This window comes from Achromobacter xylosoxidans A8 (genome assembly GCF_000165835.1).
GTDB classification, from domain to species: domain Bacteria; phylum Pseudomonadota; class Gammaproteobacteria; order Burkholderiales; family Burkholderiaceae_B; genus Achromobacter; species Achromobacter xylosoxidans_B.
This window is the reverse complement of sequence record NC_014640.1, coordinates 1055059-1073976: the sequence shown is the minus strand read 5'-3', so window position 1 is coordinate 1073976 and position 18918 is coordinate 1055059. Positions and strand designations below refer to the sequence as shown.

Here is an 18918-nt window from a genome sequence, read left to right as displayed (position 1 = left end):
TAAAATCCGGGCATGACTTCATCCGCCTTCGACATAGCGATACTCGGCGCGGGCCCGGTGGGCCGGGTGCTGGCCCTGATGCTGGCCCGCGTGGCGCCGGACCCGGCGCGCATCGCGCTGCTTGCAAGCAGCGCGCCCGCTCCGGCCGCGCCGTCGGCGGCGGTGCCCGCCACGGATCCCCGCGTACTGGCCATGAACCACGGCAGCCGGGTGCTGCTGGAATCGCTGCATGCCTGGCCCGAGCGCTCGGCCGACATCCGCAACATCCATGTGTCGCAACGCGGCAGGCTCGGACGCACCCTGATCCAGAACACCGATTTCGGCGTGCCGCAGCTGGGCAGCGTGGTCGCCTATTCCGGCCTGCACGCCAAGCTGGATGAATGCGTGGCCGCCTGTGGCGTCACCGTGCTGCAGGGCCCGCCCGCCCGGATCGGCCGGCAGGATGCGGACGGCGTGCGCGTCGAACAAGGCGACGCGACGCTGCTGTGCCAGGTCGCCGTGCAATCCGACGGCGCGGGCGCGACCGACCTGCGCCGCGACTACGACCAGCACGCCGTGCTGACCACCGCCCACGCCACCCTGCCGCGCCGCGGCTGGGCCTGGGAACGCTTCACCGCCGAAGGGCCGTTGGCGCTGCTGCCGCACCCGCAGACCCCGGACGCCTATTCGGTGGTCTGGTGCAGCGCCCCCGAACGCGCCGCCGAACTGGCCGCGCTGGACAACGCCGCCTTTTCGCGGGCGCTGTCCGCAGCGTTCGGCGACCGCCTGGGACGGCTGTCCAGCCAGGCGCCGCGGCATGTCTTTCCGCTGGCGCTCAGCGCCCGCCGCGCCCAGGTGCACGGCCGCGTGGCGGCTATCGGCAATGCGGCGCAGACCCTGCATCCGGTCGCGGGCCAGGGCCTGAACCTGGGCCTGCGCGACGCGGCCCGCCTGGCCCAGACCCTGGGCGGCTGGCTGGCCCATCCCGACGCCAATCCCGGGGCCGCCCTGGCGGAATTCGCCGGCGCGCGCCACCTGGACCGCTTCATCACCGCCGGCCTGACCGATCTGATGCCCCGCATCTTTTCGACCGGCCTGGCGCCGGTAGAGCACGCCTGCGGCCTGGCCTTATTGGGGATGGATCTGGCGTCCCCTCTGCGCGCGCCGCTGGCGCAGCATTTGCTGCAGGGTTTTCGCGCCTGAATTCCACCCGTTCCGTCCCGATAAAAGGGGCGGATTGTCTGTTTTCGCCTTCCTCTGTTACGAATTGTTCTCCCGGTGACAAAGGGGGTGCGATCGAGCCGGTTAAAATGTGAGCATGCGCATAGGTCAATGGACCCTACCCAACAACGTGCTGGTCGCGCCCATGGCGGGCGTGACGGACCGTCCTTTCCGCCAGCTTTGCAAGAAGCTGGGGGCGGGCTATGCCGTGTCGGAAATGGCCGCCAGCAATCCCAAGCTATGGGATAGCGTCAAAACCTCCCGGCGCCTGAACCACGACGGCGAGATCGCCCCCATTTCCGTGCAGATCGCCGGCGCCGACCCCGCCATGATGGCGGAGGCGGCGGTGTTCAACGCCAGCAAGGGCGCCCGGATCATCGACATCAACATGGGCTGCCCGGTCAAGAAGGTCTGCAACGTGGCCTCCGGGTCGGCGCTGCTGCGCCATGAAGACCAGATCGCCCGCATCCTGGACGCGGTGGTGGGCGCCTGCGCGCCCCTGGACGTGCCAGTGACGCTGAAGACCCGTACCGGCTGGGACCGCGAAAGCCGCAATGCTTTGCGGGTGGCGAAAATGGCTGAAAACGCCGGCATCGCTGCCCTGACCCTGCATGGGCGCACCCGCGCCGACCTCTATACGGGGGAGGCGGAATATGACACTATCCGCGCCGTCAAGGCCGAGCTGAAAATCCCCGTTGTCGCCAACGGAGATATCACGACGCCCGAAAAAGCCAAGCACGTCCTGGATTACACTGGCGCCGACGCGGTCATGATCGGCCGGGCGGCTCAAGGCCGTCCCTGGATTTTCCGCGAAATCGACCACTACCTGCGCACGGGCGAAACACTGGCCCCTCCCTCCTATGGGGAAATGCGCGAGCTGCTGCTCGAACATCTCGACGACCACTACCGGTTCTATGGCGAGCACACCGGCGTACGCACGGCGCGCAAGCACATAGGCTGGTATCTGGACGGCCTGCCGGGCGCGGATTCGTTCTGCGCCCGCATGAATCTGATCGACAACACCCGCGACCAGTGGCGGGCCGTGTCGGACTGGTTCGATCTCATCTCGCGCGACGGCGGACCCCATCCGGCGCCAGTCGCAGAAGCCCTGCTGGCGGCATAACCGCCTCAACACCAACATAAAAATATCTGTACTCAAATGAGCAAGAAAGATGTCCTGGAAGAATGCGTGCGCGCCAGCCTGGAGCGCTATTTCGAAGACTTGGGCGAATCCGAACCCCACGACATGTGGGACATGGTGATGCGCTGCGTGGAGCGCCCGGTGCTGGAAGTGGCGCTGGAACGCTCGGGCGGCAACCAGTCGCGGGCATCCGAAATGCTGGGCATCACTCGCAACACCCTGCGCAAGAAGTTGCTGGCGCACAATATCCAGGTATAGCTTTCGCGCGCGGGCGGCAGGCGCATCGCGCCGCCCGCTCCCCCCAGATTTCCCATCCGACCTGAACGAGAAAGGCGCTCCCGCCCCACTCCCGTCCCTCACCATGAAAATCGAAACCGCCCTGCTTTCGGTGTCCGACAAGACCGGCATCGTTGAATTTGCCCGCGCCCTGGCCGCGCGCGGCGTGCGCCTGCTGTCCACCGGCGGCACCGCCAAGCTGCTGGCCGACTCCGGCCTGACCGTCACCGAAGTGGCGGCCCACACGGGTTCGCCCGAAATTCTCGATGGCCGCGTCAAGACGCTGCACCCGAAGATCCATGGCGGCCTGCTGGCGCGCCGCGACAGCGCCGAGCACATGGACACCATCAAGGCGGCGGGCATCGACCGTATCGACATGCTGGTGGTCAACCTGTATCCGTTCCGCGAAACCGTGGCCAAGCCGGACTGCACCTTCGCCGACGCCGTCGAAAACATCGACATCGGCGGCCCGGCCATGCTGCGCGCGGCGGCCAAGAACCACGGCACCGAAGCCGGCGGCGTCACGGTGGTGATCGACCCCGTGGACTACTCGCGCGTGCTGTCGGAAATGGACAAGGGCGGCAACACCTCCTACGGCCTGCGCCTGGCGCTGGCCTCCAAGGTCTACGCCCACACCGCCGCCTACGACGGCGCCATCGCCGCCTACCTGACCAGCCTGGTCGACGCCGAGCCCAAGCAGGAAGCCGTGCCGGCCCGCAACGAATGGCCCGGCACCCTGACCCTGCAGGTCAAGCAGGAGCAGGCCCTGCGCTACGGCGAGAACCCGCACCAGACCGCCGCCTTCTACGTCGACGCGCAGCGTCAGGCCGGCCTGCTGGGCAACTACCGCCAGTTGCAGGGCAAGGAACTGTCCTACAACAACATCGCGGACGCCGACGCCGCCTGGGAATGCGCGCGCAGCTTCGAAGCGCCCGCCTGCGTCATCGTCAAGCACGCCAACCCCTGCGGCGTGGCGGTCGCGGCCGACACGCTGGGCGCCTACCAGCAAGCCTTCAAGACCGACCCGACCTCGGCCTTCGGCGGCATCATCGCCTTCAACCGTCCGGTCGACGCCGCCACGGCCGAAGCCGTCAGCGCGCAGTTCCTGGAAGTGCTGCTGGCGCCCGCCTATGACGGCGCGGCGCTGGCCATCCTGGCCGCCAAGAAGAACGTGCGCGTGCTGGAAGTGCCGATGGGCACGGGACAGAACGCCTTCGACATCAAGCGCGTGGGCGGCGGCTGGCTGGTGCAGAGCCCGGACGCCTACAACGTGCCGCGCGACGCGCTCAAGGTGGTCAGCAAGCGCCAGCCCACTGAAGCTGAAATGAACGACCTGGCATTCGCCTGGAAGGTCGCCAAGTACGTCAAATCCAACGCCATCGTGTTCGTGGGCGGCGGCATGACCCTGGGCGTGGGCGCCGGCCAGATGAGCCGCATCGATTCGGCCCGCATCGCCTCGATCAAGGCGGAGAACGCCGGCCTGACCCTGAAGGGCTCGGCCGTGGCGTCGGATGCCTTCTTCCCGTTCCGCGACGGCCTGGACGTAGTGGTGGCGGCGGGCGCGACCTGCGTGATCCAGCCGGGCGGCAGCATGCGCGACGACGAAGTCATCGCCGCGGCCGACGAGCACGGCATCGCCATGGTGCTGACCGGCACCCGTCACTTCCGCCACTGATGCGCGTCCTCGGCATCGATCCCGGCTTGCGCCGCACCGGCTTCGGTGTGATCGATGCCGACGGCCCGCGGCTGCGCTATGTGGCCAGCGGGACCATCGTGGTCCCGCCGGCGCTGGCGCTGTCCGAACGCCTCAAAGTCATCCTGGACAATCTGCGCCAGGTGGCGCGCGACACGCAACCCGACGTGGCCGCGCTGGAAATCATCTTCCTGAACACCAACCCCGCTTCTACCCTGCTGCTGGGCCAGGCGCGCGGCGCCGCGCTGTGCGCGCTGGCCGACAGCTCGCTGTCCGTGCACGAGTACACCGCCCTGCAGATCAAGAAAGCCGTGGTCGGCACCGGCCGCGCTGCCAAGGAGCAGGTGCAGATGATGGTGCAGCACCTGCTGGCGCTGGACGGCGCGCCCGCGCCAGACTCGGCCGACGCGCTGGCCTGCGCCATCTGCCATGCCCACGTCGGCCCCATGCAGGACAAGCTGGAACGCCTGGGCGCGAGCTTGCGCATGGGCGGCAAGACCCGCATCCGCAACGGCCGCCTGGTCGGCTGACCGCCTGATTCACCGCGATTTGCCGCAGGGCGGGACCGGTTCCCGCCGATTGCGCGCCCGCGCGTATAGAATCCCCGCATCCGCCGCGCATTCAGCGGTCTCACCATTGCCAGGCCACCATCACCATGATCGGACGCATCACCGGAACCCTGATCGAAAAACTCCCGCCCACCATCTGTGTGGACGTGGGCGGTCTGGGCTATGACATCGACGTGCCCATGAGCACGCTGTATTCGCTGCCCGACACCGGCGCCCGCGTCACGCTCTACACGCACCTGACGGTGCGCGAAGACGCCCACATCCTGTATGGCTTCGCGTCGGCCGGCGAGCGCAGCGCATTCCGCGAACTGATCAAGGTCAGCGGCATCGGCGCGCGCACCGCGTTGTCGGTGCTGTCGGGCCTGTCGGTGGCGGATCTGGCCCAGGCCATCACCTTGCAGGAATCGGGCCGCCTGACGCGCGTGCCCGGCATCGGCAAGAAGACCGCCGAACGCCTGCTGCTGGAAATGCGCGGCAAGCTGGGCGCGGACATCGGTGCGTCGCCGCACGCGGCGCCCGACAACCAGTCGGACATCCTGAACGCGCTGCTGGCGCTGGGCTACTCAGAGAAGGAATCGCTGTCGGCGCTGAAGACCCTGCCGGAAGGCGTGGGCGTGTCCGACGGCATCAAGCAGGCCTTGAAGGCGCTGGTGCGCTGAGCCAGGCTTACAGGTAGCGCGGCGCCACGGCTTCCAGGCCGGTCGGCACCACATGCAGTTCGGGCGCTATCGGTCCGGTACAGATGTTGTCGCGGCGCAGGGAATCCAGGTTGTCGCGCGACATCAGCGGCGTGCCGGGCAGACACTCGAACAGCCGGGCCTGCATGCGGCCCACGCCCATCGGCATGCTGACGACCGGGCGGGGATGGCCGCCCCAGGCGGCGCACAGCCGGGCGATCTCGCCCAGCGTGTAGACCTGGGGGCCGCCCAGTTCGTAGGTCTTGCCGCAGGTATGCGTATTGCCCAGCGCCGACACGATGGCGGCGACCACATCGCCCACATAGACCGGCTGCATGCGCACGTGCGCGCCCGCCAGCGGCAGCGCCGGCAGCCAGCGCGCCAGGCCGGCGAACATATTGGTGAATTTGTCGTCGGGGCCGAAGACCACCGAAGGCCGGAATATGGTCCAGCCGCCGTCCTGCCAGCCCTGCAATTCCTGCTTGATGGCGGCTTCACCGTCGCCCTTGGAGCGCTGGTACATGCTGTCGCCATTGGAATCGGCGCCCAGCGCGCTGACGTGCAGCAAGCGGCGCACGCCCTGCCGGCGGCAGGCTTGCGCGATGCGCTGCGGCAGCAGCACGTGCGCCCGCGCAAAGGCCGAGCCATAGGGCCGGCCGGCGTTGCCGTGCAGAATGCCGACCAGGTTGACGACCGCGTCGCAACCTTGCGCCAGGCTGTCCAGCGTGGCGTCGTCATGCACGTCGCATTCGAGCAGGGTAACGGTGGGGAGAATCTGCAGGTCGCGCCCGCGGCTGTAGAGCCGGGTGGGCACGACGATCTGATGTTGATCCGCGGAAAGCCGCGCTACCAGATGACGGCCGATGAAACCGGTGCCGCCGATGACAAGGATACGCATGTCGCAGCCCCTGTTCGTCAGGATTCAGTCCCGATTCTGCCTTGCACACGCGACAACCGCAAGCGCGCATCGGCGGCCCCGGAATGGGACCGCCCGCCGGTATCAGGCCGCCAGCAGCTTGGCGTAGACCGGAAGATCGACGTTGCCGCCGCTGATGATGACGCCGACCCGCGCACCGCGCACCGGCACCACGTTCTGCATGACGGCGGCCGCGCCCAGGCAGCCGGTGGGTTCGACCACCATCTTCATCCGTTCGGCGAAGAAACGCATGGTGGTGACCAACTGTTCGTCGGTCACCGTGACGATGTCGCGCACATGCTTCTGGATGAGCGGGAAGGTCAGGTTACCCAAGTGCGTCGTGGCGGCGCCGTCGGCCAGGGTCTTGGGCGCAGGAATTCGGACGATTTCACCCTTGCGCAAGGACTGCTGGCCGTCGTTGCCCGCCTCGGGCTCGACGCCGTAGACCAGGCAGCGCGGGCTCAGCGCGTAGGCGGACAGCGCCGATCCCGACAGCAGGCCGCCGCCGCCCAGGCAGACGAACAGGTAGTCCAGCTCGCCCACTTCCTCGAACAGTTCCTTGGCGGCGGTGCCCTGGCCGGCGATCACGTCTTCGTGATCGTAGGGCGGGATCAGGGCGGCGCCGGTTTCCGCCTGGATGCGGCGGGCGATTGCTTCGCGGTCCTCGGTGTATCGGTCATAGGTGACGATCTTGCCGCCGTAGCCCTCGGTGGCCGCGCGCTTGGCGGCCGGCGCATCCAGCGGCATGATGATGGTGGCCTGCACGCCCTGCAACTTGGAGGCCAGGGCGATGGCCTGCGCATGGTTGCCCGACGAGAACGTCACCACGCCCGCGGCGCGCTGTTCAGGCGTCAGGCGCGCAATGGCGTTGTAGCCGCCGCGGAACTTGAAGGCGCCCATGCGCTGGAAGTTCTCGCACTTGAAGAAGACCGACGCGCCGCTGATCGCGTCGGCGGTGGCCGAGGTCAGTACGGGCGTGCGGTGCGCGTTGCCGGCCAGGCGCTCGCTGGCGCGCACGACATCATCATAGGTGGGCAATTCGGGCTGCATGGGATGGGGGTCCTTTGATCGCGAAGGGAAATCAAAACCTTCGGATGATAAACCCGTAGCGCAGTCCCGGCGCCGATTGGGCGCCGTTCGACGCGCGCGCCCTGTCCGATCGAGGCCCGTCGCCTACTTGCCGAAGAGGTCGCCGGAGCCTGTCGTGGTGCCTGCGGGCGGGGTCAGCCCCAGATGGCGCCAGGTAGTCAGCGTGGCGGTGCGGCCGCGCGGCGTGCGTTGCAGATAGCCGTGCTGGATCAGATAGGGCTCGATCACGTCTTCGATGGTGTCGCGCTCTTCGCCGATGGCGGCGGCCAGGCTGTCGACGCCGACCGGGCCACCGTCAAACTTGTGGATGATGGCCTCGAGCAGCTTGCGGTCCATCAGGTCCAGACCCTGCGGATCCACCTCCAGCATGGCCAGCGCGCGGCCGGCGACCTCGGCGTCGATGGTGCCGCCGGCCTTGACCTCGGCGTAGTCGCGCACCCGGCGCAGCAGCCGGTTGGCGATGCGCGGCGTGCCGCGGGCGCGCCGCGCGACTTCCGCCGCGCCCTCCGGCGTGATGGCGGCGTTCAAAAGGCCGGCGCTGCGAGTGACGATGTGGCCGAGATCGGCGGCGTTATAGAACTCCAGGCGCGACACGATGCCGAAGCGGTCGCGCAAGGGATTGGTCAGCATGCCGGCGCGGGTGGTGGCGCCGACCAGGGTGAAGGGCTGCAGGTCCAGCTTCACGCTGCGCGCTGCGGGCCCTTCGCCGATCAGGATGTCGATCTGGAAATCCTCCAGCGCCGGATAGAGGATTTCCTCGACCACGGGCGACAGGCGGTGGATTTCGTCGATGAACAGGACGTCGTTCTTTTCCAGGTTGGTCAAGAGTGCCGCCAGGTCGCCCGGACGTTCCAGCACCGGGCCGGAAGTCTGGCGCAGCTGCACGCCCATTTCATGCGCAATGATGTGGGCCAGCGTGGTCTTGCCCAGGCCTGGGGGACCGAACAGCAGCACGTGGTCCAGGGCTTCGCCGCGTTTCTTGGCCGCGGCGATGAAGATCTCTAGCTGTTCGCGGGCGCGGTGCTGGCCGACATACTCCTGCAGCGCCTTGGGCCGCAGGGCGCGTTCGATCGACTCCTCGTTGGGCGACACCGGCTGCGGCGCCACGATACGGGGGGCGTCGGGACGGGAGGAAAGCGAATCGGACTGGATGGCCATGGTGCGGAAACAACAAAGTACTGAGCAGGATGCATCGTACCGTAGGGCGGCCCGCCCCGGGGGGCGGCCGCCCTTGCCCGGACGGTCCTAAGGCGTTTCCGACAGCGGCAGCCTGACCCGCACGCACAGCCCGCCGGATTCCGCTTGCAACAGCTCCAACGACCCGCCGTGGGCGCGCGCGATGGCCTCGGCCAGCGCCAGGCCCAGGCCCACGCTGCCGGTGCGCGTGCGCGCATCGTCCAGGCGGCTGAACGGCCGCAATGCTTCCTGGCGCCGCTCCGGCACGATGCCGGAACCGTGGTCGGCCACGTCCAGCACCGCGTGGCGGCCCTCGTGCCGCAGGCTGACCTCGACCGGCGGCGCGCCATGATTCAGCGCATTGCCGATCAGGTTGTCCAGCAGGCGGCCCAGCGCCACCGCGTCCGCCTGCACCACCAGGGCCGCGACGTCGTCGCCGGCCCGCAGGCTGATGTCGGTGCCGGCACCCTGCCAGGCACCCACGCGCTCGGTCAGCCAGTCAGACAGGATCATAGAGGCGTAGCGGTAGGCGGCCGGATCCGTGCCGCGCACGAAGCCGATGAACTGGTCGACCATGTGCTGCATGTCCTGCAAGTCCGCGCGCAGCCCCTCTTTCAGCTTGGAGTCGTCGGCCAGTTCGATGCGCAGCCACATCCGCGACAGCGGCCCCTTCAAGTCGTGCGGCAGGCCCGACAACAGGGTGCGGCGCACCGAATCGGATTCGGCCAGCGCATCCAGCATGGCGTTGAAACGCACGCCCAGCACCCGCGTTTCATGCGGGCCCGAGGGCTCGACCCGCTGCGGCTGCCCCGCCGCCAGCCGGTCGGCTGCGTCGGCCAGTCGGGTGATCGGACGCGTGATATGCCAGGAGAAACCCACCGCCAGCAACAGCAGCAGCCCCAGGCCGCCCAGCCAGGCGGCGATGAAGGGCGTGGCGACCGGCGGGTCCAGGCGGTCCAGCGGAATGACCAGCCATTCGCGCAGGCGCGGCGCATCCTCGCTGGCGGGATTGGGCGCCAGCGAAATGAAGATTTCCGGCGTGGGCCCGCGCGACAGCGCCACGCGCGTGCCGTCGTTCAGGCGCTCATTGAGCTGTTGCACCAGCACCCGCAGGTCGCGGCGGATGTCGTCCGGTTCGGGCTGGTAGCGGCGGCTGTGCTCCTCGCGATCGCGCGCGCGCTCGCCTTCCCGCGCGCTGGCGCGTTCATCGCCGTGCTCCTCGTCGCGCACTTCCGGGGGTGGCGGCGCTGGCGGGCCGTGGATCTGCATGTCCGCGGGCGGCCGCGGCGGTGGCGGCTTCGGAGCGGTCTTCGGCGGGGGACGGCGGCCATTGAAGCGCTGCAGCTTGGCCTCGGCGGGCAGCACCCGCGACCATAGCCGCCACTGGTTCTGCGAGGCCGTGCGCACGAAGTCGGCGCGTTCCTCCGCCGGCACCTGCGACACGGCGGCGCGCAAGGTGCGGATGGTGGTGACGATGTAGCCGATGGCCACGTCTTCCATGAACTTGTGCCGGAAGTACGACACCGTCACCAGCGTGGCCGCCTGCGTCAGCAGGACCGAACCCAGGATCAGCAGGATCAGCCTTGCCCGCAGCGACCGCGGCACCAGGAAACCAGGAGCAAAGCGCATCAGGGCGAGAACCGGTAACCGATGCCCCAGACGGTCTGGATCCAACGCGGCTGCTTGGGATCTTCTTCGATGACCCGGCGCAGCCGCAGGATGGCGATGTCGATGGCGCGGTCGTTGCGTTCGCCGGCGTCGTCGTCGCGCGCCAGCGCCAGCAGGCGTTCGCGCGACAGCGGCTTGCCGGCGTTGCGCACCAGCGCTTCCAGCAGATTGATCTCGCCACCGGTCAGCTTGACCACCGTGCCCTCGCGCGACAACTGGCGCGTGGAAGGATCGAATACGAAGGGGCCGAACGAGACCGGCGCGTCCTTGGTCAGCGCCGACGGGCCGCGCTTGCGGCGCAGCACGGCCTCGATGCGGGCCAGCAGTTCGCGCGGGTCGAAGGGCTTGCCGACGTAATCGTCGGCGCCGGCCTCCAGGCCGATGATGCGGTCCACCGCCTCGTCGCGGGCGGTCAGCAGGATGACGGGGATGTCCTCGCCCTGCTCGCGCAGGCGGCGGCAGGCGTCCGCGCCATCGCCGCCGGGCAGCATGCGGTCCAGCACCAGCAGGTCGGGCGCGTAGCGGGTGATGCGGGATGACAGGTCGGTGGCGTCCGGCGCCAGCAGGGTGTCGTAGCCGTGCCGGTTCAGGTAATCGGCCAGCAATTGCCGTAAGGCAGGATCGTCGTCGACGACCAGCAGCTTGGTGTGGGGATTGTCCATGGATGCCATAGTGCGGCCCGGCGGGCCCCGCCGCAAGAGGCGGGAAATCAACTGAAATATACCTGTTGCACGATGTTGAGCGTGTTTGCCAGCGCTTTCCCGCCGCGACGCCGCGGCGGTCCGGACTGGCCCTAAAATGGAATCCGGCCCGCCTTCTGTCCGCTTTGCTAAAAATCGTTTACAGGCAAGGCAGGGCCCCCTCTCTACACTGTATCTATGATCGCCCCTGCATTCATCTGGCGAAACCGGCTGTCGCGCGCCGCGCTCGCGGCCGCCATGGCCTGCCCGATCGCCCCGGCCCTGGGCGATCCGCTTGCTGCGTCCCCGTATATGCCGGCCCCGCCCTCGGCGCGCGGCATCGGGGTGCTATCCACGGTTCAACCCATCCCCGTGCGCCCCGCTGCGTCCCTGGAGTCGCGCGCGGTGCCGCTCGACCCGTCCCCTTGCGACATGCAGACCATGGAACCGGCGCTGGACACCAGTGTGCACGGAGCGGCCGACGCGGACTTGATCCCCGGCACCGGACTGGGGCTATCCGGCGACGCCCAGCCCACCCCGGTCCCCCTGGACTGCGGCGTGCTCGCCACGCCCGAAGAACCCGCACCGGACTACTCCTTCGTCCTCCAGGACGGAGATCTGCCGCGCGTGCCCGTGGTCATGATTTCCGGCGTGTCGCGCGCCTCCCGCCCGTGGTTCGCCTCCGCCAGCAGCCAGGACGGCCTGCGCTACGGCGGCAGCCGCAACTGGGTCTACCGCAACACCTCGGGTCCGTCCGTCGCCGTCGGCAACATCGACGCCAGGGCGCCCGCCTGGGGCAGCAGCGCGCCGGTGGGCGGGTTGCAGATATCGAACTGGGCCGGGTCCGGCGCCACGGCGCCGGAAGGCAGCTTCGGCTATTCCTCATCGCTGGGCCGGCTCAACCGCATGGACCCGGCAGCCAATTCCGGCGCGGTGGACTACGGCGACACGGTAGGCAGCGGCAGCGTGCGCTACGGGCTCACGCCTGCGCTGACCGTGGAGGGCCAGGTGCAGAGCGCGCCCTCGCTCACGACGCGCGGCATGGGCACCACCTATGCCGCGGGCGAGTACGGCACCTTCCGCGCCGGGGCCACGCAAAGCTCGTTCGACGCGGCCAGCGCCTGGCGCTACCGCTTCGACTACAACGTGGCCGTGGCCGACGCCGTCAACCTGGGCTATTCCAACGAGCAGGTCGGCGCGGGCTATGGCGACCTGTCCAGCTACGCGGGCGGCGGAGCCTCGGCCGCGCACACCCGCAACACGCTGTCGGCCGGCGTCCCCATCACCGGCTGGGGCGTGCTCAGCGGCACCTATTCGGGGCTGCGCGAAGGCTCCGAGCTGGCCGAACAGCGCGTGGGCCTGTCGCACAGCATGTTCGTGGCACCCAAGGTCAAGCTGGCGGTGGGCGCGGACCGCGACATCATTTCCGGCAACTACGAATGGCGCGCCAACCTGAGCATGCCGGTGGATACCTTCATGCGCGGCACCTGGCTGAGCTGGTAGGCTGGCCGCGGCAGGGACGGAAATCTCCCCCTGGAAAGGGGCCGCCGGAATTGCGGCTTAAAATCCCTGCCATGATGCTCCCGGCCTACCCCCATGTCTGACGCGCGCGCCCTCGGCGTGTTGCAGCGCGTTTTCGGTTACGAATCCTTCCGCGGCGACCAGCAAGCCATTGTCGAACAGGTGATCGACGGCGGCGACGCGCTGGTCCTCATGCCTACCGGCGGCGGCAAGTCGCTCTGTTACCAGATTCCCTCGCTGGTGCGCGAAGGTACCGGCATTGTCGTATCGCCGCTGATCGCGCTGATGCAGGACCAGGTCGACGCCCTGACCGAACTGGGCGTTCGCGCGGCCTTCCTGAATTCCACCCAGGAGTGGCGGGTCGCCCGCGACGTCGAGCAGGCCTTCCTGGCCGGCGAGCTGGACCTGCTGTACGTGGCGCCCGAACGCCTGCTGACCGACCGCTGCCTGCAACTGCTGGAACGCGGCCGCATCGCGCTGTTCGCCATCGACGAGGCCCACTGCGTGTCCCAATGGGGTCACGACTTCCGTCCCGAATACCTGGGCCTGTCGATGCTGCACGAGCGCTGGCCCGACGTGCCGCGCATCGCGCTCACCGCCACCGCCACCGCCGACACGCGCAGCGAGATCGCCCAGCGCCTGTCGCTGGACGACGCGCGCCACTTCGTTTCCAGCTTCGACCGCCCCAACATCCGCTACCGCATCATCGAAAAGAACGAGGTGCGCAAGCAGTTGCTGGACATGATCCAGACCGATCACGAGGGCGAATCCGGCGTGGTCTACTGCCTGTCGCGGGCCCGCGTCGAAGAAACCGCTGAGTTCCTGTGCAACCAGGGCATCGACGCGATGCCCTATCACGCGGGCCTCAGCGCGCAGGTGCGCGCCGCCAACCAGTCGCGCTTCCTGCGCGAGGACGCCGTGGTCATGGTGGCCACCATCGCCTTCGGCATGGGCATCGACAAGCCCGACGTGCGCTTCGTGGCGCACATCGACCTGCCCAAGTCCGTGGAAGGCTATTACCAGGAAACCGGCCGCGCCGGCCGCGACGGCCTGCCGGCCACGGCCTGGCTGGCCTACGGCTTGCAAGACGTGGTGCAGCAGCGCCGCATGATCGATGAATCGCCCGGCGACGAGTCCTACCGCAGGCGCCTGGGCCAGCAGCTGGACGCCATGCTGGGGCTGTGCGAAACGGTGGAATGCCGGCGCGTGCGCCTGCTGGCCTACTTCGGCCAGCAGATCACGGCCTGCGGCAATTGCGACGTCTGCCTGGAGCCGCCCCAGGCCTGGGACGGCACGGTCGCGGCGCAAAAGGTACTGTCCGCCGTCTACCGACTATGGAAGGAACGCGGCCAGCGCTATGGCGCGGGGCACATCATCGACATCCTGCGCGGCAAGATCACCGACCGCACCAAGCAGCACGGCCACGAAACGCTGAGCGTATTCGGCGTGGGCGCGGACCTGAGCGACACCGCCTGGCGCGGCGTGCTGCGCCAATTGCTGGCGCAAGGCCTGCTGACGGTGGACCACGAAGGCTACGGCACCCTGGCCCTGACCGAAGGCAGCCGGGCCGTGCTCAAGGGTGAACGGCAACTGATGCTGCGTCGGGAATCCGAAAAGAAACCGCGTTCGGGCAAGACCGGCAGCGGCCGCCCCAAGGCGGCGGCCATCGACCTGCCGGCCGAACTGCAACCCGTATTCGAGGCCCTGCGCGCCTGGCGCGGCGAAGTGGCCAAGAGCCATGGCGTGCCGGCCTACGTCATCTTCCACGACGCCACGCTGCGCGAGATCGCGCTGGCCCAGCCCGAATCAATGGACGACCTGAGTCACATCAGCGGCGTGGGCGCCCGCAAGCTGGAAGCCTACGGCGAAGAAATCCTGCAGCGCGTGGCCAAGCCGGTCTTGTGAAGCCGGCCCCGGCCGGGCATCCCGGCCGGATCAGCCGGGCCGGATCAGCCCGGCGGCGGCAGCAGCGGCACCGGCGCGCGCTCCTTGCCGAACACCGAACGGTAGGCCAGGATGTTGAACACCAGCACCACCGGCACGCCTACCACCGCGCCGGCCAGCACCAGGCGCATCGAGCCCAGCGCGCCCGCCCCGTCCCACAGTGTCATGTCGTCCAGGATCAGGTAGGGGAACAGGCTGTAGGCCAGGCCGCTGAGCATCAGCAGGAACAGGGCCACGCACAGCACGAACGGCAGCCAGCTGAAGCGGTCGGCCTTGCCGGGCAGCCGCGCCAACAGCATTTCGGCCGCCACGAAGCCCGCCAGCATCAGCACCCAGACCGTGGCCGCCAGGCTCAGGTGGGCGATGTTGCTCCACTTGTAGAAGATGCCCGCGTTGGCCAGGCCCAGCGTGACCGCGATGGCCACCATGCCCACCGCCGTCCAGCGGATGGCGTGGCGGGCCCAGTTGGCGGCGCGGCGCTGCAAATCGCCGTCCACCCGCATGACCAGCCAGGACGCGCCCAGCAGCACGTAGGCCGCCACCGCGCACAGGCCCACGAACATGGAGAACCAGCCATAGCCGGCATCGGACTGGTAGCCGGTCGCAATGCGGCCCAGCAGCATGCCCTGGCCGAAGGCTGCGATCAGCGACCCCGCCCAGAAACCGAAGATCCAGCGCGGCTTCATGTCGTTGCGCGCGCGGATGCGGAATTCGAACGAAACGCTACGCAGCACCACGCCCAGCACCATGCAGGTGAGCGGCCCGTAGAGCTTGCCCAGCACCGCGCCCCAGGCGAACGGGAACGCCGCCGCGAACAGGCCCATGCCCAGCAGCAGCCAGAATTCATTGGCGTCGCGCCACGGGCTGAGCAGGCTCATCATGCGGCCGCGCTCGTGCTCCGGCGCCAGCTGCAGCAGAATGCCCACGCCCAGGTCGAAGCCGTCCAGCACCATGCCCGCGGCGATCACCACGAACAGCAGGGCCATGAAGGCCAGCGGCATCCAGAACGAAGGATCGTCGGGGTTCAGGCCTTGAGAGGCAGCCAGCATGGCGATCATGGCGTCCCCCCGCCCAGTTTGCGCACAGGCACGACGCCGTAGCGCGCCGCGTGGAACAGCATGCCGACAAAGGCCGCGAACAGCAGCAGGTACAGCACGCCATAGGCGATCAAGCCATACAGCACGGTGCTGGAGGCCACGATGCCCAGCACCTCGGATTGCGTGATGGTGCCGTTCACCGCGAACGGCTGCAGCCCCAGGATGGATACCCACCATCCGGCCACGACGGCGATGGCGCCGGAAAACATCATGCCGCACAGGACCCGCTGCCACCACTGCGGCAGCGTGGACGGATCCAGTCCGCGCCGGAACGTCCACAGGAAGGTCACGCAGGCCACGACCAGCATCAACAGGCCCAGTCCGGCCGCCACGCGCAGCGACCAGAAGGTCAGCGCCACCGGCGGCAGCATGCCCGAATACTTGTCCAGGCCGCGGTAGGTGCCGTCCTGGTTGCGATGCAGCCACATCCCGCCCATGTTGTGCAGGGTCAGGTCGGCCACATTGGAATGCGAGCGAGCATCGGGCCAGGCGAACAGCACCAGCTGCGGCTGCGCGCCGCTTTCCCAGTAGCCCGCGGCGGCGGCGGCCTTGGCGGGCTGCAGCTTGGCGATCATCTGCCCGGCGCCGGTCGCGACCGGCAACTGCATGAAGGCCGCCACCACGGCGACCACCAGCGCGGTCTTGAACGCATTGCGTTCGCCATCGCCCAGCGGGCGCCGCAAGGCTTGCAGCGCGGTCACGCCCATCATCAGGAAGGCCGAGGCCAGGGCCGCGCCCACCATCACCACCGCCATGCGCCACCCCACCGACGGATTCAGCACCACGGCCACCCAGTCATAGACCTGGTAGCGGCCGTCGACCAGCAGCGCGCCGTCCGGCGTCTGCATCCAGGATTGCAGGGCCAGCACCCAGAACACCGCCACCAGCTGCCCCACCGCCACCATCAGCACGGCCAGCGTATGGGCGCCATCCGACACGCGGCGCTGGCCGAACAGCATGACGCCCAGGAAACAGGACTTGAGGATGAAGACCGAGAGGATGCCGTAGCCCAGCAAGGGGCCGGCCACGTTGCCGATCTTGTCCATCAGGCCCGCCCACAGGCTGCCCAGCTGGATCAGCACCGGCACGCTGGCCGCCAGGGTCAGCACGAAGGCCAGCGCGAAAATCCGCACCCAGAAGCGGTAGGCGGCCGTCCAGCCGCCCTGCCCGGACCAGCGCGCCCTGATCTTGAAGAACAGCAGCACCCAGGCGAGCGCCAGGGAGAAGGCCAGGAAAAACGCCAGGAAGCTCAGGCTGGCCACGAACTGCGCGCGGGCCAGGGATAACGTGGATATGTCCATGATGGCCCGTAGTGTAGAGCCAGTTACATGACCGTGGGGACAGTTTGAAACCGGTTGCACGGGCCGCCAAAAGGCCTCGCCTGCGGAACGTGGCAAAATTGACTCTTTGTCGCTGCTTTTTCCTATTCTTTCAAGAATGACCTCCGCCACGACGCCGACCCCCGCCGCATCCAATTTCCTGCTCAACATCGTTCAAGACGACCTCGAAGCCCAGCGCTTCGCAGGCAAGCGTTGGGCGGGCAAGCCTGGCCCGGCGGCCTTGCAAGAGCAGGGCGGACTGGATTCGGCCCGCATCCGCACGCGCTTTCCGCCGGAGCCCAACGGCTACCTGCACCTCGGCCACGCCAAGAGCATCTGCGTGAACTTCGGGCTGGCCCGCGACTTCGGCGGCGTCTGCCATCTGCGCTTCGACGACACCAATCCGGAAAAGGAAGACCAGGAGTACGTCGACGCCATCATCGAGGCCGTGCACTGGCTGGGCTTCGACTGGAAGGCCGACGGCAATGACAACCTGTACTTCGCCAGCGACTACTTCGGCTATATGTACGAGTTCGCCGAGGCGCTGGTCGAGGCCGGCCACGCCTACGTGGACGAGCAAAGCCCCGAAGAGATCCGCGCCAACCGCGGCACGCTGACCGAACCCGGCACCGACTCGCCCTGGCGCAACCGCCCGGCCGCCGAGTCGCTGACGCTGCTGCGCGAAATGCGCGACGGCAAGCATCCGGACGGCAGCCTGGTGCTGCGCGCGAAGATCAACATGGCTTCGCCCAACATCAACCTGCGCGACCCGGTCATGTACCGCGTGCGCCACGCCCACCACCACCGCACCGGCGACCAGTGGTGCATCTACCCGATGTACAGCTGGGCGCACCCGGTCGAAGACGCGCTGGAAGGCATCACGCACAGCGTCTGCACGCTGGAATTCGAAGACCAGCGCCCGTTCTACGACTGGATCCTGGCGCGCCTGGCCGAACTCGGCAAGCTGGCGCAGCCGCTGCCGCACCAGTACGAATTCGCGCGCCTGAACGTGAGCTACGTCGTCACCAGCAAGCGCAAGCTGCTGCAGCTGGTGCGCGAAGGCCACGTGGACGGCTGGGACGATCCGCGCATGCCGACCCTCTTCGGCCTGCGCCGGCGCGGCTACACGCCGTCCTCGATCCGCCTGTTCTGCGACCGCACCGCCGTGTCCAAGTCCGATTCCCGCATCGACTACAGCCTGCTCGAGCAGGCGGTGCGCGACGATCTGGACCCGGTCGCGCCGCGCTCGGTGGCCGTGCTGGACCCGCTCAAGCTGGTCATCACCAACTACCCGGAAGGCCAGACCGAGATCTGCACCGCGCCGCGCAACCCGCACGATCCCGAAGCCGGCGTGCGCGAATTCCCGCTGTCACGCGAACTCTGGATCGAACGCGACGACTTCCGCGAAGAAGCGCCCAAGAAGTACTTCCGCCTGTTCCCCGGCAACACCGTGCGCCTGAAGTACGGCTACGTGGTGCGCTGCACCGGCTTCACCAAGAACGAGGCCGGCGAGGTCGTCGAGGTCCAGGCCGAATACCTGCCGGAAACCAGGAGCGGCACGCCGGGCGCCGACAGCGTCAAGGTCAAGGGCAACATCACCTGGGTCAGCGCGGCCCACGCGGTGCCCGCCCAGATCCACCTGTACGACCGACTGTTCGCCGATGCGCGTCCCGACGGCGGCGACAAGGACTTCCTGGCCTGCCTGAACCCCAACTCCAAGCTGACCGTCACGGCCTGGCTGGAACCGGGCACCGTCGCCACGCCGGGCGCCACCTGGCAGTTCGAGCGCCTGGGCTACTTCACGGCCGACCTCAAGGAATCCACTGCCGAAGCGCCGGTGCTCAACCGCATCGTGACCCTGCGCGATTCCTGGGCGCAAGGCTGACGCGCCGCGTCCGCATTGCCGGAAAAAGGCGCCGAAAGGCGCCTTTTTCTTTGGGTCCACCCCCTGC

The 18918-nt window shown here is 68.4% G+C and carries 16 protein-coding genes; 9 read left to right on the top strand and 7 right to left on the bottom strand.

Going from position 1 to position 18918, the window contains the following annotated elements; all coding sequences use genetic code 11:
• Window positions 1–12 precede the first annotated feature (12 nt).
• From AXYL_RS04950 to ruvA, 6 genes are all read left to right on the top strand, one after another.
• Window positions 13–1182, top strand: coding sequence for a UbiH/UbiF/VisC/COQ6 family ubiquinone biosynthesis hydroxylase (locus tag AXYL_RS04950; RefSeq protein ID WP_013391727.1), 1170 nt, complete (start codon window positions 13–15; stop codon window positions 1180–1182).
• A 115-nt stretch (window positions 1183–1297) separates the two neighbouring features.
• On the top strand, window positions 1298–2323 hold the full coding sequence (dusB, locus tag AXYL_RS04945; RefSeq protein WP_013391726.1) for a tRNA dihydrouridine synthase DusB: 1026 nt from the start codon (window positions 1298–1300) through the stop codon (window positions 2321–2323).
• A gap of 36 nt (window positions 2324–2359) precedes the next feature.
• A complete protein-coding gene (locus AXYL_RS04940; protein ID WP_006217670.1) occupies window positions 2360–2599 on the top strand; it encodes a helix-turn-helix domain-containing protein in 240 nt (79 codons plus the stop codon).
• A 103-nt stretch (window positions 2600–2702) separates the two neighbouring features.
• Window positions 2703–4292, top strand: coding sequence for a bifunctional phosphoribosylaminoimidazolecarboxamide formyltransferase/IMP cyclohydrolase (gene purH, locus AXYL_RS04935; RefSeq protein ID WP_013391725.1), 1590 nt, complete (start codon window positions 2703–2705; stop codon window positions 4290–4292).
• Window positions 4292–4840 carry a crossover junction endodeoxyribonuclease RuvC gene (gene ruvC / locus AXYL_RS04930; protein WP_013391724.1) on the top strand — a complete coding sequence of 183 codons (549 nt, stop codon included), beginning with the start codon at window positions 4292–4294 and terminating at the stop codon, window positions 4838–4840. Before purH ends, ruvC begins: the two co-directional genes overlap by 1 nt.
• A 125-nt stretch (window positions 4841–4965) precedes the next feature.
• Complete coding sequence (gene ruvA, locus AXYL_RS04925) at window positions 4966–5538, top strand: Holliday junction branch migration protein RuvA (RefSeq protein ID WP_013391723.1); 573 nt, start codon at window positions 4966–4968, stop codon at window positions 5536–5538.
• A 7-nt stretch (window positions 5539–5545) separates the two neighbouring features.
• Here ruvA and AXYL_RS04920 read toward each other — a convergent pair whose 3' ends face one another.
• The 5 genes from AXYL_RS04920 to AXYL_RS04900 form a co-directional block, all read right to left on the bottom strand.
• On the bottom strand, window positions 5546–6454 hold the full coding sequence (locus tag AXYL_RS04920; protein WP_013391722.1) for a complex I NDUFA9 subunit family protein: 909 nt from the start codon (window positions 6452–6454) through the stop codon (window positions 5546–5548).
• A 102-nt stretch (window positions 6455–6556) separates the two neighbouring features.
• Window positions 6557–7522, bottom strand: coding sequence for a threo-3-hydroxy-L-aspartate ammonia-lyase (locus AXYL_RS04915; RefSeq protein ID WP_013391721.1), 966 nt, complete (start codon window positions 7520–7522; stop codon window positions 6557–6559).
• 123 nt (window positions 7523–7645) lie between these two features.
• A complete protein-coding gene (gene ruvB, locus AXYL_RS04910) occupies window positions 7646–8719 on the bottom strand; it encodes a Holliday junction branch migration DNA helicase RuvB (protein ID WP_013391720.1) in 1074 nt (357 codons plus the stop codon).
• 87 nt (window positions 8720–8806) lie between these two features.
• Entirely contained in the window at window positions 8807–10366 is a 1560-nt protein-coding gene (locus tag AXYL_RS04905; protein ID WP_013391719.1) for an ATP-binding protein, read from the bottom strand.
• Window positions 10366–11067, bottom strand: a complete 702-nt coding sequence (locus AXYL_RS04900) for a response regulator (RefSeq protein ID WP_041652336.1) — start codon at window positions 11065–11067, stop codon at window positions 10366–10368. Before AXYL_RS04900 ends, AXYL_RS04905 begins: the two co-directional genes overlap by 1 nt.
• 216 nt (window positions 11068–11283) lie before the next feature.
• Between AXYL_RS04900 and AXYL_RS04895 the strand changes: the two genes are divergently transcribed.
• Window positions 11284–12588, top strand: coding sequence for a hypothetical protein (locus tag AXYL_RS04895; RefSeq protein WP_013391717.1), 1305 nt, complete (start codon window positions 11284–11286; stop codon window positions 12586–12588).
• Between the two features lie 93 nt (window positions 12589–12681).
• Entirely contained in the window at window positions 12682–14511 is a 1830-nt protein-coding gene (gene recQ / locus AXYL_RS04890; protein WP_013391716.1) for a DNA helicase RecQ, read from the top strand.
• A gap of 44 nt (window positions 14512–14555) precedes the next feature.
• Here recQ and AXYL_RS04885 read toward each other — a convergent pair whose 3' ends face one another.
• Both AXYL_RS04885 and AXYL_RS04880 read right to left on the bottom strand, forming a co-directional pair.
• Window positions 14556–15608 (bottom strand): cytochrome d ubiquinol oxidase subunit II, encoded by a 1053-nt coding sequence (locus tag AXYL_RS04885; RefSeq protein WP_013391715.1) that lies wholly within the window; start codon window positions 15606–15608, stop codon window positions 14556–14558.
• Window positions 15605–16948 (bottom strand): cytochrome ubiquinol oxidase subunit I, encoded by a 1344-nt coding sequence (locus AXYL_RS04880; RefSeq protein ID WP_013391714.1) that lies wholly within the window; start codon window positions 16946–16948, stop codon window positions 15605–15607. The genes AXYL_RS04885 and AXYL_RS04880 overlap by 4 nt, the downstream gene beginning before the upstream one ends.
• 136 nt (window positions 16949–17084) lie before the next feature.
• Between AXYL_RS04880 and AXYL_RS04875 the strand changes: the two genes are divergently transcribed.
• A complete protein-coding gene (locus tag AXYL_RS04875) occupies window positions 17085–18851 on the top strand; it encodes a glutamine--tRNA ligase/YqeY domain fusion protein (RefSeq protein ID WP_013391713.1) in 1767 nt (588 codons plus the stop codon).
• Window positions 18852–18918: the final 67 nt, after the last annotated feature.

Excerpts from the sequence above, each read along its gene's own strand:
- AXYL_RS04950 (WP_013391727.1), top strand. The coding sequence starts at position 13 with ATGACTTCATCCGCCTTCGACATAGCGATACTCGGCGCGGGCCCGGTG.
- dusB (WP_013391726.1), top strand. The coding sequence starts at position 1,298 with ATGCGCATAGGTCAATGGACCCTACCCAACAACGTGCTGGTCGCGCCC.
- AXYL_RS04940 (WP_006217670.1), top strand. The coding sequence starts at position 2,360 with ATGAGCAAGAAAGATGTCCTGGAAGAATGCGTGCGCGCCAGCCTGGAG.
- purH (WP_013391725.1), top strand. The coding sequence starts at position 2,703 with ATGAAAATCGAAACCGCCCTGCTTTCGGTGTCCGACAAGACCGGCATC.
- ruvC (WP_013391724.1), top strand. The coding sequence starts at position 4,292 with ATGCGCGTCCTCGGCATCGATCCCGGCTTGCGCCGCACCGGCTTCGGT.
- ruvA (WP_013391723.1), top strand. The coding sequence starts at position 4,966 with ATGATCGGACGCATCACCGGAACCCTGATCGAAAAACTCCCGCCCACC.
- AXYL_RS04920 (WP_013391722.1), bottom strand. The coding sequence starts at position 6,454 with ATGCGTATCCTTGTCATCGGCGGCACCGGTTTCATCGGCCGTCATCTG.
- AXYL_RS04915 (WP_013391721.1), bottom strand. The coding sequence starts at position 7,522 with ATGCAGCCCGAATTGCCCACCTATGATGATGTCGTGCGCGCCAGCGAG.
- ruvB (WP_013391720.1), bottom strand. The coding sequence starts at position 8,719 with ATGGCCATCCAGTCCGATTCGCTTTCCTCCCGTCCCGACGCCCCCCGT.
- AXYL_RS04905 (WP_013391719.1), bottom strand. The coding sequence starts at position 10,366 with ATGCGCTTTGCTCCTGGTTTCCTGGTGCCGCGGTCGCTGCGGGCAAGG.
- AXYL_RS04900 (WP_041652336.1), bottom strand. The coding sequence starts at position 11,067 with ATGGACAATCCCCACACCAAGCTGCTGGTCGTCGACGACGATCCTGCC.
- AXYL_RS04895 (WP_013391717.1), top strand. The coding sequence starts at position 11,284 with ATGATCGCCCCTGCATTCATCTGGCGAAACCGGCTGTCGCGCGCCGCG.
- recQ (WP_013391716.1), top strand. The coding sequence starts at position 12,682 with ATGTCTGACGCGCGCGCCCTCGGCGTGTTGCAGCGCGTTTTCGGTTAC.
- AXYL_RS04885 (WP_013391715.1), bottom strand. The coding sequence starts at position 15,608 with ATGATCGCCATGCTGGCTGCCTCTCAAGGCCTGAACCCCGACGATCCT.
- AXYL_RS04880 (WP_013391714.1), bottom strand. The coding sequence starts at position 16,948 with ATGGACATATCCACGTTATCCCTGGCCCGCGCGCAGTTCGTGGCCAGC.
- AXYL_RS04875 (WP_013391713.1), top strand. The coding sequence starts at position 17,085 with ATGACCTCCGCCACGACGCCGACCCCCGCCGCATCCAATTTCCTGCTC.